Origin of the sequence: Streptomyces sp. NRRL S-350, from assembly GCF_000719705.1 — a bacterium.
Lineage (GTDB): Bacteria > Actinomycetota > Actinomycetes > Streptomycetales > Streptomycetaceae > Kitasatospora.
In genome coordinates this window covers 70,869-86,781 of sequence record NZ_JOHO01000015.1, presented here as the reverse complement: position 1 = coordinate 86,781, position 15,913 = coordinate 70,869, and the positions used below count along the sequence as shown (strand labels likewise).

The 15,913-nt window shown below is 70.2% G+C and carries 8 protein-coding genes; 3 read left to right on the top strand and 5 right to left on the bottom strand.

Annotated features, from left to right (window positions below):
* Nucleotides 1-5 precede the first annotated feature (5 nt).
* Nucleotides 6-7,280 (top strand): RHS repeat-associated core domain-containing protein, encoded by a 7,275-nt coding sequence (locus IF30_RS0117030; RefSeq protein ID WP_234322723.1) that lies wholly within the window; start codon nt 6-8, stop codon nt 7,278-7,280.
* 675 nt (nt 7,281-7,955) lie between these two features.
* Here the strand turns inward: IF30_RS0117030 and IF30_RS0117025 are convergent.
* The 5 genes from IF30_RS0117025 to IF30_RS47915 form a co-directional block, all read right to left on the bottom strand.
* Nucleotides 7,956-9,287, bottom strand: a complete 1,332-nt coding sequence (locus IF30_RS0117025) for a tyrosine-type recombinase/integrase (RefSeq protein WP_030238524.1) — start codon at nt 9,285-9,287, stop codon at nt 7,956-7,958.
* A complete protein-coding gene (locus IF30_RS0117020; protein ID WP_051710451.1) occupies nt 9,287-9,436 on the bottom strand; it encodes a hypothetical protein in 150 nt (49 codons plus the stop codon). Before IF30_RS0117020 ends, IF30_RS0117025 begins: the two co-directional genes overlap by 1 nt.
* A 54-nt stretch (nt 9,437-9,490) precedes the next feature.
* Complete coding sequence (locus tag IF30_RS0117015) at nt 9,491-10,936, bottom strand: replication initiator (RefSeq protein ID WP_030238521.1); 1,446 nt, start codon at nt 10,934-10,936, stop codon at nt 9,491-9,493.
* Between the two features lie 140 nt (nt 10,937-11,076).
* The gene (locus IF30_RS0117010; protein WP_030238519.1) at nt 11,077-11,829 is read right to left on the bottom strand and encodes a DUF2637 domain-containing protein; all 753 of its coding nucleotides are present in this window, start codon (nt 11,827-11,829) and stop codon (nt 11,077-11,079) included.
* A 41-nt stretch (nt 11,830-11,870) separates the two neighbouring features.
* Nucleotides 11,871-12,053 (bottom strand): hypothetical protein, encoded by a 183-nt coding sequence (locus IF30_RS47915; RefSeq protein ID WP_158835214.1) that lies wholly within the window; start codon nt 12,051-12,053, stop codon nt 11,871-11,873.
* 1,088 nt (nt 12,054-13,141) lie between these two features.
* Between IF30_RS47915 and malQ the strand changes: the two genes are divergently transcribed.
* Both malQ and IF30_RS0116980 read left to right on the top strand, forming a co-directional pair.
* A complete protein-coding gene (malQ, locus tag IF30_RS0116985) occupies nt 13,142-15,265 on the top strand; it encodes a 4-alpha-glucanotransferase (protein ID WP_078891442.1) in 2,124 nt (707 codons plus the stop codon).
* Between the two features lie 174 nt (nt 15,266-15,439).
* Entirely contained in the window at nt 15,440-15,667 is a 228-nt protein-coding gene (locus tag IF30_RS0116980) for a hypothetical protein (protein ID WP_030238515.1), read from the top strand.
* The last annotated feature ends 246 nt before the right edge of the window (nt 15,668-15,913 follow it).

The window sequence follows — 15,913 nt, the reverse complement described above, 5'->3', positions numbered from 1 at the left end:
CGGTGGTGACGATCCCCTCGGTCGAGGCGGTCACCCGCGCGGCGAACCCGCCGGAGGTGTGGGTACCTCCGAACACGCCGGTGGCGCAGACCCACCCGGTGAAGGGGACCAACGGCAAGGCTGCCGGTCACAAGCCCGACCCCGGCAAGAAGTGGTCACCACCGGCCGACTCCAGCCCACCATCCGGCAGAGCCACCGCGGTCCTCGGTGGCACCGGCGCGAAGGCGGCCTCGGCGCCGACCTCATCCGACGCGCAACCGACGGCCGTACCCTCGCTTCCGGTTCAGGCCGGTTCGCTGCCAGTCTGGATCGCCCCGGCACCGGGCCCGAAGTCCGCTGCCCTGACCGCGCCCGCGGCCCAGGCCAAGAACGATCCGTCGGCATTCCAGGTCGAGCTGGCCGATCGGATCCGGGCCAAGGCCGCGGGCGTGAACGGTGCCCTGGTCGCACTCACCGACACGGGCTCGGGCGCTCAGGCGGGCCGGGTCCAGGTCGGAATCGACATCCAGGCCTGGGCGAAGAACGCAGGAGCCGACTGGGCCTCGCGGGCCCGGATCGTCCAACTGCCGGGTTGCGCGCTGACGACCCCGGGCGCCGCCGGCTGCAAGACGCGCACCCCGGTGTCGTCCCACCGCGACGACGCCACCGGTCGGCTGGTGGCCGAGGTCGACGTCCCCCAGCCGACCACGGCGGCCGCCAAGTCCTTCACCTCGGGCGCCTTCGCCAGTCCGGCGGCCGCAGCCCCTACGGTGGCGCTCGCCGTCGAGGCCGACGCCAAGGGCAGCAGCGGTGACTTCACCGCCTCGCCGATCACACCGTCCGCCTCCTGGCAGGCCGGAGCCAACGCGGGCAACTTCACCTACGGCTACACCGCCGAGCTGCCCTCCGCGCTGGCCGGCCCGGCCCCCGACGTCTCGCTCGGCTACGACTCCTCCAGCGTGGACGGCAAGACCGCTTCCACCAATGCCCAGCCGTCGTGGATCGGCGAGGGCTGGGAATGGCACCCGGGTTCCATCGTCCGCGGCTACAAGAACTGCAAGGACGCCGGCATCGACAAGTCGGGCGACCAGTGCTGGGGTGGTGACCTGCTGCAGCTCTCGCTCGCGGGTCACGCGGGCCAGTTGGTCAAGGACGACAAGTCCTGTGAGTGGCACCTGCAGGGCGAGGACGGCACCAGGGTCGAGCGGCTGACCGGTCAGAACAACGGTGCCTGGAACGGCGAGGCCTGGCGGATCACCACGGTCGACGGCACGCAGTACTACTTCGGCGCCAGCCATCTGCCCGGTGGCGACGGCACGGACCAGGCCAGCAACTCGGTCTCCACCGTGCCGATCTACTGGCCGGGCGGCCAGGACCCGTGCCTGAAGGGCGGTTCCCCGGCTACCGGGACCTGGAACCAGATGGGCTGGCAGTGGTCGCTGGACTACGTCGTCGACCCCCACCAGAACCTGATCACCTACCGGTACGACCAGGAGCAGAACTACTACGTCCAGAGCGGCGGACAGAACAACGGCAACGGCCCCCGGACCCGCTACCAGCGGGCCAGTTACCCGACCTGGGTCGGCTACGGCCAGCGCCTGCCCGACCAGATCGCCGCCAAGGGCAAGGCCAACCCGGCCGCCCAGGTGTGGTTCCGCACCGCCGAGCGCTGCCTTCCGGACCAGGACTTCGCCTGCGACCCGTCCCAGCGGACCAAGGACAACGCCAAACGGTGGCCGGACACCCCGATCGACCAGAACTGCGATGCGACCGGCGACTGCACCGTCTACTCGCCGACCTTCTGGACCACCAAACGCCTGACGAAGATCGACACCGAGGTCTGGGACGGTGGCACGTACCGCCAGGTCGACTCCTTCGCTCTCAACCAGTCCTTCCAGGACCCGGGTGACGGCACCTCGCCGTCGTTGTGGCTGGACTCGGTCCAGCGCACCGGCAGCAACGGACGGACGCCTGTCACTCTGGCCGAAGTGGCCTTCCAGCCACTGGAGATCGCCAACCGAGTCGCCGGCCCGATCGCCCTGCCGGACGGCACCTCGGCTTCCGTCGAGCCCTACAAGCGTCCGCGTATCCAGAAGATCACCACCGAGACCGGTGGTCTGATCAACGTGGTCTACCGGCCTGCCGAGTGCTCGCGGGCGGCCGGTGGGACGATGCCGGCGTCCGAGGACGGCAACACCATGGCCTGCATGCCGGTCAAGTGGTACCTGCCCGGGCAGAGCGCGCCCGATCCGGTGAACGACTGGTTCAACAAGATCATCGTCCAGTCGGTCACGCAGGAGGACTCGGTCGCGGGCGGTCAGCCCGTGGTCGTCACCGACTACGAGTACGGCGGCGGCGCGGCCTGGCACCGCAACGACTCCGAGATGGCTGACTCCAAGACCCGGACGTGGGACCAGTTCCGCGGGTACGCGACGGTCACCACCCGCACCGGCAGCGGCAGCGACGTCGAGGCACCACGAACCAAGTCGGCCGCGACCTTCCTGCGCGGCATGGACGGTGACGTCCTCGCCAACGGAACCGCCCGCCAGGTGACCGTCACCGACATCCATGGCGGCACCATCAAGGACGAGAACGCCCTGGTCGGCTTCATCCGTGACTCCTCCACCTACAACGGCGACAACGGTGAGCTCCTCTCCACCGTGGTCTCCGACCCGTGGCTCGGCCCGATCACGGCCACTCGCAAGCAGTCCGGCGGCATGCCCGCGATCATCGCCCGGGCAGTCAACGCCCTGAAGGTGACCAACCGCGAGAAGCTGGCCGACGGCAGCTGGCGCACCCGTGAGCGTTCCACGACGTACGACTCGACGCCATACGCCAGGCCGTTGACGGTGTACGACAACGGGGACGTCACCCACCCCGAGCAACTGCTCTGCACCTCGTTCGAGTACGCCACCGGCCCCGGCGGCGTACCGACGCAGCTGGCCTCACGCACCCTCGTCCTCAAGGGTGCCTGCGGCCGGCCCGCGACCAAGGACAACACGGTCGCCGACACCCGGTCCTACTTCGACGGTCTGGCACTCGGCATGTCAGGGGGCAAGTCCGAGCAGACCTCGACCGAGGTGCTGGAGCGCTACGACGCGGCCGGCAAGCCGGTCTACCGGACCACCGCCCGGGCGAGCTTCGACGACTACGGCCGGGTCATCAGCACCGTCGACCCGACCCGCACCGACGCCAACCACCCGGCCGGCGCCGAGACCAGGACGGCTTACTCGCCGGCCACCGGCCAGCTGCCCACCCAGGTGACCCACACCAACCCGATGGGCTGGCAGTCCGTCAGCACCCTCGACGTCGGACGTGGATCGGCGCTCAAGATCAAGGACGAGAACGGCCGGATCAGCGAGCAGGAGTTCGACGCCCTCGGCCGCGCCGTGGCCGGTTGGAGCCCCGGCCACGACCGGGCCACGTTCCCGGACAGTCCCAACCGCAAGTTCTCCTACTCCGTGAACGGCGCCAACGCGCCCTCGCAGGTCCTCAGCCAGGCGTTGATGGGGGACCTGGCCACGTACACCTCCAGCTTCACCATCTATGACGGCCTCGGCCGGGTCCGCCAGACCCAGGCCAGCCCTCCCTCGGGCGCCACCGGCCGCATGATCACCGACGCGCTGTTCGACTCGCACGGCTGGCAGACCAAGACCAGCGCGGCCTACTACAACGACCAGGAACAGCCGAGCGGTCAGCTCTTCCTGCCCAACGGCGGAGTCAACCCGGACGGGAAGATCCCGTCCCAGACCGTCCAGAAGTACGACGGCATGGGCAGGGTCACCGACTCGATCTTCCAGTCGTACGGTGTCGAGCAGTGGCGCACCCACACGGACTACCTCGGCGCCGACGAGGTCCGCACCACCCCGCCGACCGGCGGGTACGCGTCTGCGGCCGTCACCGACGCCCGTGGCAAGACCGTCGCCCTGCGCCAGTACAAGACCAACACCCCGACCGGTGCGTACGACGAGACCACCTACGGATACACGGCGGACGGCAAGGAGGCCTGGCGCAAGGACGCGGCCGGCAACCGGTGGACGTACGAGTACGACCTGCTGGGCCGGCCGGTGAAGTCGACCGACCCTGACTCGGGCATCGGGACGACGACGTACGACGACAGCAAGAACCTCGTCACGGTCACGGATTCCCGCGGCAAGAGCGCCACCAGCGTCACCGATTTGCTCGGCCGTACCGTCGCGGCCTACGAGGGCACCGCGATCGACCCTGCCAAGCAGGTCGCCGCCTGGACCTTTGACACCCTCGCCCTGGGCAAACCGACCTCCTCGACCCGCTTCGTCGGCGGAGCGAGCGGGGACGCGTACAAGTCGGAGATCACCGGCTACGACATCGGCTACCGCGAGAAGGGCGCGAAGACCACCATCCCCGCTGTCGAGAAGGAGCTCGCCGGCGTCTACCAGACCGACAACACCTACGACGGCGCAGGCCGCCTCGCGACCACGACGATGCCTGCGGTCGCCGGTATGGGCCGGGAGAAGTTGACCTTCGCCACCGACGTCGTCGGTCAGTTCGGCGGACTCTCCAGTGGTTTCGGCTTCGGCTCCACGACCTTCGTGGCCGACGTCCGGTACGACCCGTACGGCCGGCCGTACCGCACCACCATCGGTGGGGCCGGCGCCCAGGTGGTGGCCACGATGGTGATCGACGACGCCACCGGCCGGGTGACGCGATCGATCCTGGACAAGCAGACAGCCGAGGCCGCCCACGTCGACTCCGTCGACTACACCTACAACCCGCTGGGCCAGGTCACCTCGGCCCGCGACGCGCAGGACGGCGAGGTCGCCGACCTGCAGTGCTTCACCCACGACTACCTCGGACGGCTCACCCAGGCCTGGACCGACACCGGTTCCCAGACCACGACGCCGCAGCCCAGCGTTCCCGGCGTCGGCGCCTGCACCAACGCCGACGGCCCGTCGGTGAGCGACGGCCTGCCGAGCGTCGGCGGTCCGGCCCCGTACTGGCAGCAGTACGAGTACGACCTCATCGGCAACCGCACCAAGCTGGTCCAGAAGGATGTCACCGGCGACGCGACCAAGGACGTCACCACCACCCAGACCTTCGGCACCGGCCCCAACACCCCGTCCTCCGACCCCAAGACGGGCGGTGGTACGGGCGGTCCGCACGCGCTGATGAAGTCCACCCGGACCGGACCGGACGGCGCCGCGGTGACCTCGTACACCTACGACGCCGCAGGCAACACCACCTCGATCACCGACACCCCCGGCACCAAGACACTGGGTTGGAACGCCCAGGGCAAGCTCGACCAGATCACCGGCACCGGCCAGAGCGGCGCAACCAGCTACCTGTACGACGTCTCCGGCAGCCAGCTGATCCGCCGTGACCCCGGCAAGGTGACACTCAACCTGGGTGCCGACCAGCTCACCCTGGACACCAACACCGCGGTCGTCACCAACGTCCGCTCCTACGCGGCCCCCAACGGCCTCTCCATCACCCGTACCACCACCAACGGCAGCTCCACGCTCGCCTACCAGGCTGCGGACCCGCACGGCACCAACGGCGTCCAGTTCGACTCGGCGACGCTCGCCCACGTCCGCCGTCCCACCGACCCGTTCGGCAACGAGCGAGGCAACCAGCCGTCCGAGGACGTCTGGGCCGGTGCCAGGGGCTTCGTCGGCGGCACCAAGGAGAAGACGACCGGCTTCACCCTCCTCGGCGCCCGTGAATACGACTCCAAGACGGGCCGCTTCATCAGCCCCGACCCGATCATGGACGCCGGCGACCCCCAACAGTGGAACGCCTACGCGTACGCCAACAACAGCCCGATCAACAAGTCCGACGCCAACGGCCTGAGGCCCACCTGCGACACCCCGGAGGAGTGCAAGGGCCTCGCGGACACGAAGGACAACGGCCACGGCGCCTCCTACATCACCCCGGCGACCTGGTCGCCGCCCACCCTGGCCTCGCTGCCCCAGCCCACCGCGGAAGAGCAGACCGCGGCCCGTGCGGCCGACGTCGCACAGAAGAACCTCAACGAGAGCAAGCGCAAGCGCGACGAACTCGTGCACAAGGTGGTCGACATCGTCGGCGATCTGATCGGCTTCAACGACGCCCGCGACTGTTTCACCAAGGGCGACGTGATGGCGTGCGTCAACACCGCTCTCAACGCGGTCCCCTGGGGCAAGATCTTCAAGGCCATCAAGGTCGGCATCCAGGCCCTCAAGATCTACAAGGAGATCAACAAGGTCTACGACGCCATCCGGGCCGGCGAGCGCACGGCCAGGGAAGCCGAGGCCGCCCTCGTCACGGCCAGGACGGCTGCATCCGAAGCCCGTGCAGCCGAAAAAGCGGCAGCCACGGCAGCGGAAGAGAAAGCGGCAAAAGAGACAGCAGCCGATGCGGCCGGCACCGAGGCCAAGGCAACCAAGGCGGAGTCGGACGCATCCAGCCTCGAAAAGTGCAACAGCTTCCCGGCCACCACCCTGGTCCTGATGGCGGACGGCAGTGCCAAGCCCATCGGTGACGTTCGTGACGGCGACGTCGTGATGGCCACCGACCCGCAGACCGGGGAAACCCGTCCCGAGACCGTCACTGCCACCATCACCACCCCCGACGACAAGGACTTCACCGACCTCACCCTCACCGACGACGCCACCCCGCGCGGCCCGCCCACCGCCGACCAGGCGAAGATCACCTCCACTCACCACCACCCGTACTGGAGCGAGACCCGCCAGCAGTGGGTCGACGCCGGCGAACTCACCCCCGGCGAACACCTCCGCCAGCCCGACGGCACCACCCGCACCGTCCAGTCCGTCCGCAACTACCCCTACGCCGTCACCACCCACAACCTCACCGTCAACTTCCTCCACACGTACTATGTGCTGGCGGGGGCCACCCCGGTCCTGGTGCACAATTGTGGTGGCGAGCTCCTCGATAGGGCGCGCGAGCTTTACGGTACGCGAGCTGATGAGGCATCGACTGTCGCAGTTGCCCGGGTCCGGAGCACGAGTAATCCGGACAAGGTTGAAACCTGGGTGGCCACTGAACGTACCGGACTTCCCGACGAATGGAAGGGCGGCAATGCACCGCTTCGTGGTGAGCGTTATATCTCGGGGCAAGGGCATGCCGAAGCAACGATCATGAATCGCCTGGGGAGTGACTGGGAGATCGTAGGGATGGCTTCGTCGACTAGGATGTGCCCTACGTGCTTCGCGCAAGCAACAGGCCCAGGCGTGGGCCTCACGCCGAGCCCGATAGGCAAGGGCACTGGGGTATCGAGTACTGGAAATACGCCATGGCGAGTGGTTCTAGGGGTCGGTGGCTGATGGACTTGTGGAGTCTGACAGGAGGGCTGTCCCTCGCCAGGATGCGGCCCATCCTTGAAGCTGCCGGGGCCCCGCGCCTGGCAGAGATCGATGACGTAGTTGCTGGCTGCAGCGCCCCAGGGGTTCCTGGAGGCGCAGAGAAGATCGCTTCGCTGAGGAGCTGGCGAAGCGAGATCGGCGCCCTAGAGGACTCGTCCACCCCGACCTATTTTCAATCGACAGCTGCTGGTGTTGCGATTCTGGTGGCGTCGTACGAGATCCCTGCAAGCGATCGCGAGTGGAGGATCAGGTCAAGCGTGGGAAACTTTTGGGATTCCTGCGATGACCTGTTGCATGCTGGCGGCGGATATTCGAGGGAAGAGTTTCAGGGAATTAAGACGACTCTGCGGGGAGTTGAGGATGTCTGGCGCGATGGGGATATCCGCCTACTGTCCGGCGAGGGAGTCGATGTCGCGGCAGTATATGCGGAACGCCTCTCTAAAATTCGCTCAAATTATCCGAAGCGCAGGCAGATCGCGCGAGTTGTAGCGGAGTGTGCCGGGTGGAATATTCCGGCCATTTATCCGTAATCTCAGACTGGGTTGCCAAAATCTAGTAGCAGTGTGACGGGGCCCTCATCGACAGTGATGCCGATGAGGGCCCCGCGACGTTTGACGGCAGTAGCTGACGGCAACGTCAACGGACGGGTGCTGCACAAAGCGGTGGGTCGTCGCCGTCAGTGGGCTGGCTGACGGACTCCGAGCGCTCGCCGAGAGTGCGGCCGAGGAGGTCGATGGCGTCGCGCTGGAGGCGGAGGCGGACGTGGGCGTACACCGTCGCGGTGACGCCGATGTGGGCGTGACCCAATAGCTCCTTGATGACGACGAGTTCGACGCCCTGTTCCAGGAGCAGGGTCGCGGTCGAGTGCCTCAGGTCGTGGAACCGGATCGCCCGCAGGCGGGAGCGGCGGAGGAGTGCCTTGAAGTGCCGCGTTAGGGTGGCGGGTTCGATGGGGTGGCCGTCCGGGCGAGAGAAGACGAGGCCGTTGTCCACCCACTGTGCGCCGGCCTGCTGCTTCTCGCGGGCCTGCCGGGCGCGGTGCTCTCGCAGCGAGGTGACGCAGGCAACCGGGAGGGCGATGCGGCGTTCCGAGCTGATGGTCTTGGTCGGCAGGGTGGTCGGGCCGCCGGTGCGGGTGCGTTGGAGAGTGCGGCGGATGCTGGCGGTGCTGGCATCGAGGTCGAGGTCTTCCCAGCGCAGGCCGAGGAGTTCTCCCTTGCGGAGCCCGGTGCGAAGGGCGAGCTCAAACAGGGCGTGCAGGCGGTGGCCCTTGGCGGCAGTGAGGAAGGTGCGGGCCTCGTCGGCGGTGAGCGGTTCGAAGCGGCGGGGGCGGGGTGTGCCGGTGCGGACGTTGCGGGCGACGTTGCGCGGGATCTCCTCCTCACGGACGGCATGCTCCAGGGCCGACTTGAGCACGGAGTGGATGTAGGCGAGCGTCAGCGGCGAGAGGAGCTTGCGGCAGCACTTGCCGATGGCACAGCAGCGCGGTTGGCGGCCGGCCTGGGCGTCAGGCTTGCGACGGGCGTCGAGGCCGCGTGCGCAGCACTGGCAGACGGTCCGCAGCCCGTTCAGCCAGCTCCGGATGTCCTTGGCGGCGAGCTTGGCGAGCTTCCTCTTGCCCAGGCCGGGGATGAGGTACTGGGTCACGCAGGTGGTGTAGCGGGTGTGAGTGGTCTCGCGGAGCTGGTGGACGGCGACGTTCTCCAGCCAGTACGTCAGGAACGCCCCGAGGCTGCCCTGGGCGGAGACCACGGGGACGCCGAGGTTGCTGGCGGCGATCTTCTCGGTGAGCTTCGCGAGGGCTTCCTTGCGGGTGCCCCTGTAGACGCGGACGCGCTTGCGTGTGTCTCCGGGGGCGAGGACGTAGCCGGCGGCTTCCCAGCGACCGTCCTTGCGCTGGTAAACGGTGCCGTCGCCGTTGGCGCGGCTACGGCGTGAGGGAGCGGGGGTGTCGTGGGATGCGGTCATCAGGCGGCGTCCTGTTCGAGTCGGGTGCGGATGAAGTCGGTGAGCGCGTGGGTGGGGATGCGGCGGGCGCGGCCGAGGGTGATGGAGGCGAGCTGCCGGGTGCGGAGCAGGTCGTAGACGGCGGAGCGGCCGAGTTGGAGGCGGGCCATGACCTGGGGGACCGTCAACAGATCCCCGCCCGGACCCAGGAGTGGGGCGGGCCATCAGCAGCCGCCCCCGGCGGTGAACTGCCGTTCCACTTCTCTGCGGTGCCAGACGGCGGCTGCGAGGAGTTCCGCGCCGGGGCTGTGGCCCGAGCCGTGGTAGGTCCAGTGGCCGATGGCGAGGGTCGTGCTCGGGTCGAGGTCGGGCAGGCCGGCGTGTGTGCGGGCCTGTTCGGTGCGCCAGGCGCGGCGGTCGTCGCGCAGTTGGCCGAGGGTGACGGAGTAGCAGCGGGACTTGGTGGAGAAGTGGCCCCGGAAGCCGAGCATGTGAGCCCACTTCCAGAGCTTGAGGTCGGCGAACTCCGGGCGCTTGCCCAGTTCCCAGCAGGTGCGGATCATCTGCCGCACGTGGCGTTCGACGGCGAGGCGGGGCAGGGGTCGGGCCTGTCCGGTGCTGGCGCAGGTGGTGCACGTGAGCGGGGGTCCGTGGCCGGTGAGGGTCATGCCGCGTCCCTGGCAGGGGCGGCAGAACAGGGCGCGGTCGAGGGCGCCGGACGAGTCGGCGGACTTGGTGGCGTACTTGGCCACGTAGGCGGCGACCGCGTGATCGGTCAGTTCGGCGTCGGTGCCGAAGGCGGCGATCTCGCGCACGTCGAGCTGTTCGCCCCAGGCGAGTTCGCGTTCCCCGACCGCGTCCGAGACGACGCTGATCGAGACGCGGGCGGCGGCGGCCCGGATGGCGTCGGCGAGCATGGTCACGGTGGCGGACGGGGGTGGGGGCTGGGTGCTGCCGTCCGGGCCGTCGAGTCGGATCACGGCGTGGAAGTGGACCAGGCCGCGCTTCTGGTACTCGGCGACCTTGGCGAAGGAGACGCGCAGCACCGCGCGGGCCGCCTTCTGGGTCAGGCCGAGCCCGGCGGCGATCTCACGGCGCAGGTAGATCGTGAAACGAGCCCACAAGGCTCCGGCATGGGCGTTGAACAGCACCGCACCCGGGTAGTCATAGGTCTTCGGGTCCAGCGGCGTGCCGAGCAGCGCGTCCGCGGGTTCGTGGCGCTTGCCGCAGCGGCAGGGCCGCAGGGCACCGCCCGTGTCGGTGGGGCGGTTGTGGACGGGGCCGAAGGACGGCGCGGTGAGCGTGGCGAACACGCGGGGGTAAGAGCGGACGGTGTCCGGCACGTTCTTGCCGCCGGTCAGGCCCGCCCGGATCAGTTGGAACGTGTCGGCGGCGTAGACGCGGGAGCAGGCCGGGCAGCGCGAGGCGCGGCGGTTGCCGCAGGCCGTCAGCAGGCTGCCCGTGGGCTCATCGTCGGTGGTGTAGGAACGCAGTACCTCGCCGGTTGCCGTGTCGATGGTGGTGGTCTGGCCGAGCAGGCGCACGGGTTCTGTGCAGCCGCCGAGGCGGTCGATCTGCTGGTGCGCGCGGTCGAAGTCGGGCAGGTTGACCAGGTGGATCAGGTCCCGCAGGGCGGGGCTTGCCACGTGGCGCAGGTCCAGGGTGACCATTCGGGGCGTTTCCCTTCTGTGGGGTGAGGTGGCCCCGAGCAGCAACCGCCCAGTCAGGAAGGCGCGTTGGTGCTGCTCGGGGCATGGTGAACCGAGCCCGGTCGGGCGGGGTCGGTCAGGTGGGGAAGGGGCCGGCGGGCTCAGGCGGAGAGCTGAGCGTGTGCGGCGGTGGCCAGCGGCAGCGTTACGCCCAGGCGGGCCTTCAGCTGACCGGGCGTGATGTGCTCGCCCTGTTCGGCGTGATGCGTCTCGGCAATGCGCCGGGCAGCGATCAGCAGGGCCTCAGGGACGGCCGGGAGCGTGGCGCGCGCGGCCCTCTTGGTCGGCACGGGAACAGTCTCAGGCTCAGCGGTGACGACCACAGCCGGGGCAAGCGCTGGTCCGAAGGGCGGTACGTGGACGGGCTCCGGTCCGGGGCTGAGCGATGCGAGCGAGTCCGGCAGGTGCTCCATGGCCGGAGCCGAGACGGGAGCCTCCGCCGGCTTCGGGGCGCTCAGGGCGTGGAAGTGGCGGAGGAACTGCGGGCCGACCTGGCCCCAGCCGAGCAGCAGTAGCGGCGCGACCGCATCGACGGCGGCACGGCCGTAGTGTCCGGCTACGAGGGGTTCGGCGACGTTCAGGGCCAGGGTCAGCAGGCCACACAGGTGCATCAGACGGGTTGCGGCCGTCAGCTCCTCCTGCGGGACGCCGCGCAGGGACAGCAAGCGCAGACCGGCGAGGAGCCCGATCACGGACAGGTCAACCATGGGGGCGATCAGCGGCGCGACCGGGTGGGGCACCCCCAGGCGAAGGGCCAGTGCCCAGACGTTGCCGAAGGATAAGACGAACGCCAGCAGGGCGATGACCGCCATGACCACGGTCACGGTGCGCTGCGTGAGGCGATCTTCGGCCATCAGGCCAACTCTCCTTTCTTGATAGCGAGTTACATGAGTCGTCAGGCTGCTTCGGTCATCAGGGTGTCGGCGTCGTCGTCCATGAAGGCGGGCTTCCAGTCGACCGGGCCCGGGTAGACGTCGAGGTACGCGGCCGGGTCTTCGATCAGGTGGGCGGTGTCGCCGGCGGGGGCCCTTGATTTCGCCTTGTTCGCCAACGGGCCGCTCGTGAGGCTGTGGAGCATGGATGGCATGGAGTAGTCGCTGCTGACGGCTTTGTAAGATGCACTGAGCACTGAACGTGAGCCCCTCCCCGGATCCTCCGGGGCAGGGGCTCACTCGCGTTCGAGATCATCGCCGAGACGCTGCAGGAGCAGATCCATTCCGGGCGGAAGTTGGGGCGACGCGCTGCCGATGCAGAGCGTGTTGACGCGGGAGTTCGGGGCCTCCAGCTTGACCGTTCAGAGGCCATGGCCTTGCTGAAGCAGGGCGGCTGGGCGATCTCGCGCCCCGGCGAAGGCTCCTTCGCCGCCCACCACGACCAAGTCCGGCGCGGATGAGCTCGACGGTCCGAGCCGGGAGACCATGCCCGTGGGCGGGATGGCGGCCCACGTCGAGGCACTGGAGCAGGCCGCGGCCGAGGCGGCTGAGCAGCTTGCCGACTTCCGCGCCGATGTCGCAGCCCTCGAGGTGGGCGCTGGCGAGCCTGCCCGCTGAGCCGTCGCATTCGTGTGGCTCGGGGCGTGCGTTCAGATTTTCGGCGCCCGCGGTGACATCGCAGAGCCCCGGAGTGGGTGACGTGGCGGCTGGGCGGCTGAGCGAGCTTCTTGCTGCGGGCATCGGCGCCCTCCTCTCGGCGTTGACGGGAGAGGAGGGCATTCAGAGGACATAGACCGTTTGCTCCGGGCCGCGGAGCAAGTCGTAAGCGACTCTGTGCGGGTCGGGGATCCGTTCTGGGAACGGCCTCAGAATTGCCCGCGATCCGGGCTTCAAGATCCGGTGAACGAGGGCGGAGGGCCTTCGGGCCTCCTGAAGGCTGTCGTCCTCCGGGGGCCACAGAGGTACAGCTCCAGGCCTTCCACGCGACCCCGCCGAATCCCTGGACGTGGGCTCGCGAGCGCTTCGCGGAGGTGTTCGGCATCTCGGAGGGGAGTCACGGGTCCACCGCCGACGGCCGGCCGCTGCCGCTGCGCCGCTCCCGCCGGCCGCTGCCGCTGATCCACCCCGGCTGATCCACCCCGTGCCGTCGTGTCGCGCAGCGTCGTCGGGGGGTTACCCGGGTAGGACTTGTGAGTCCTGACCGGGCGTTGCCGAGACATCGCAGGAGCCGCGAGTGGCCGCTTACCACGACAGTGACGGAGCCGAGCAGGTGCCGGCGCAGGATGCTCCGCCGCCGCCCGCCGAACTGCTGGCGCTGGCGCAGGCGTACGGGGTGGACACCCGGCACCCGGGGCCGGGTGGGCAGGCGGTGGGAGCGCGGACGCTGGTCGCGGTGCTGGGGGCGCTGGGGGTGGCGGCCGGGTCGCCGGAGGAGGTGCGGGAGGCGTTGGAGCGTCACCGGGCTGGGCAGCAGGCCCGGTTGCTGCCGCCGTGCGTGGTGGTCCGGCAGGGGCGGCGCACCGCGCTGGACGTGCCGGCGGACGCGCGGCTGCACGTGGCGTTGGAGGGCGGCGGGAGTTGGGAGCTGCCGTGCGGGCACTCGCACTGGCTGCCCGCCGACCTGCCCCTCGGGCGGCACACTCTCACGGCGGAGTCCCGCGGCACGAAGGCCAGGGCGGCGCTCATCGTCGCCCCGCAGCGGCTTCCCCAACTGCCGGGCCGCAGTTGGGGGTTCCTGGCCCAGTTGTACTCGGTCCTGTCCGACCGCTCGTGGGGCATGGGCGACCTCGGCGACCTCGCCGAGCTGGCGCAGTGGGCGGGTGCCGGTCTCGGCGCGGGCTTCGTGCAGATCAACCCGCTGCACCAGGCGCTCCCCGCCGCCCCGTCGGACCCGTCCCCCTACCGCCCGTCCTCCCGCCGTTTCGCGGACCCGGTGCACCTGCGGGTCGAGGCGGTCCCCGAGTACGCGTTCCTGAACGGGGAGCAGCGGGCGCAGGTCGACGACCTGGCCCGCCGCGCCGCCCGGCTGCGCGAGGAGGTGCTCGGGCACGACGGCCTGATCGACCGCGACGCCGTCTGGGCGCTCAAGCGCGAGGCCCTGGAGCTGCTGCACGAGGTGCCGCGCGGGCCCGGCCGCGAGGCCGCGTACGGGACGTTCCGGTGCCGCGAGGGCGAGTGGCTGCGCCGGCACGCCCTGTGGAGCGCCCTGGCCGAGGTGCACGGCGCCGACTGGCACCACTGGCCGAAGGGCCTGCGTCACCCGGACGGCCCACACGTGGAGCAGGCGGAGAAGGAGCTCAAGGACCGGGTGGAGTTCCACCGCTGGCTCGCCTGGCAGGTCGACCAGCAGCTCGCCGCCGCCCAGCAGGCGGCCCGGGAGTCCGGCATGCCGGTCGGCCTGATCCACGACCTCGCCGTCGGCGCCCACCCGGACGGCGCCGACGCCTGGGCCCTGCAGGACGTCCTGGCGGGCGGCATCTCGGTCGGCGCCCCGCCGGACGCCTTCAACGCGCACGGCCAGGACTGGGGTCTGCCGCCCTGGCGCCCCGACGCCCTCGCCGAGGCCGGCTACGCCCCGTACGCCGAACTGCTGCGGGCGGCGATCCGGCACGCCGGGGCCCTGCGCATCGACCACGTGATGGGCCTGTTCCGCCTCTGGTGGGTACCGGTCGGCCACCCGCCCACCGAGGGCGCGTACGTCCGCTACGACGCCGAGGCGATGCTCGGCGTGCTGGCCCTGGAGGCGCACCGGGCCGGGACGGCGGTGATCGGCGAGGACCTCGGCACGGTCGAGCCGGGCGTACGCGAGGAACTGGCGGAGCGCGGGGTGCTCGGCACGTCGGTCCTCTGGTTCGAGCGGGACTGGCAGGCGGACGGCGGCATCCTGGCCGCCGACCGCTGGCGGCCGGGCTGCCTGGCCACCCTCACCACCCACGACCTGCCGAGCACCGCCGCCCGGCTCTCCGGGGAGCACGTCGAGCTGCGGCACCGGCTGGGGCTGCTGGCCCGCCCCCTGGGGGAGGAGCAGGAGGAGGCGGCCGCGGAGCTGGCGGACTGGCGGGCCGAGCTGACCGCCCGGGGCCTGCTCCAGCCGGGCGAGCCGCTGTCGATGCCCGCGCTGTACCGCTTCCTGCGGTCCACCCCGGCGGAGCTGGTCGGCGTCTGGCTGCCGGACCTGGTCGGCGACCCGCGCCCGCAGAACCTGCCCGGCACCTGGGACCAGTACCCGAACTGGCGCCTCCCCATCGCCGACGGCACCGGTGTCCCGGTCACCCTCGACCGCCTCGCCACCACCCCCGCCGCCCGCCTCCTGGCGCACCTCCTCGCCCCGCCCAGCCCCCGCAACCCGTCCCTGTGAGGCGGAAGGCCCGCTCGGCAGGCGCACTCCGCTGCCCCCACCACCCCGCACCGGCCACACCGCACCGGCCACACCGCACCGGCCACACCGCACCGGCCACCCCGCGCCGGCCACCCACCCCACCAGGCCGACCCCGACGCGCGCCCTCCCATAAGCGGCGGGTAAGTTGGAAACGTGGACAAGAGGAACGCTTTGCGAGCCGGCGCGGTCTCCGCAACGGTCACGCTCATGATGCTGCTGTCGTCGCCCGCCATGGCCTTCACCAGGGACGACGGTGACGACCCGGGTTCCGGCCTGAGTGTCGGCCAGACCCTCGGCCTGTACGTGTTCCTCCCGCTGGTCGCCTTCGCGGTCATCGCCGGGCTGGCCGGTCTGCCGTACGGCAAGGGCAAGAAGAAGTAGCCACCTGAGCCACCCCGGACAACCGCGGACAACCGCGAACAATCGCGGGCAACGCGAACGACCCTGAACCACCCCGAGCCGCCCCGAGCCACCGCGCGGAGGTCCACTCGGGCCCGAGCGCCCGTACGGCGCCCGCTCAGGACCAGCACGACCCGCATGCCTCGCACGACCGGCACGACCTGCACGACCGGCATGCCTCGCATGACCCGCACGACCAGCACGACCCCGAAGGGGCGCCGGACGATC

Bases quoted from the DNA above. Each gene is read 5' to 3' on its own strand.
- IF30_RS0117025 (WP_030238524.1), bottom strand. From the start codon at position 9,287: ATGACCGCATCCCACGACACCCCCGCTCCCTCACGCCGTAGCCGCGCC.
- IF30_RS0117020 (WP_051710451.1), bottom strand. From the start codon at position 9,436: ATGGCCCGCCTCCAACTCGGCCGCTCCGCCGTCTACGACCTGCTCCGC.
- IF30_RS0117015 (WP_030238521.1), bottom strand. From the start codon at position 10,936: ATGGTCACCCTGGACCTGCGCCACGTGGCAAGCCCCGCCCTGCGGGAC.
- IF30_RS0117010 (WP_030238519.1), bottom strand. From the start codon at position 11,829: ATGGCCGAAGATCGCCTCACGCAGCGCACCGTGACCGTGGTCATGGCG.
- IF30_RS47915 (WP_158835214.1), bottom strand. From the start codon at position 12,053: ATGCTCCACAGCCTCACGAGCGGCCCGTTGGCGAACAAGGCGAAATCA.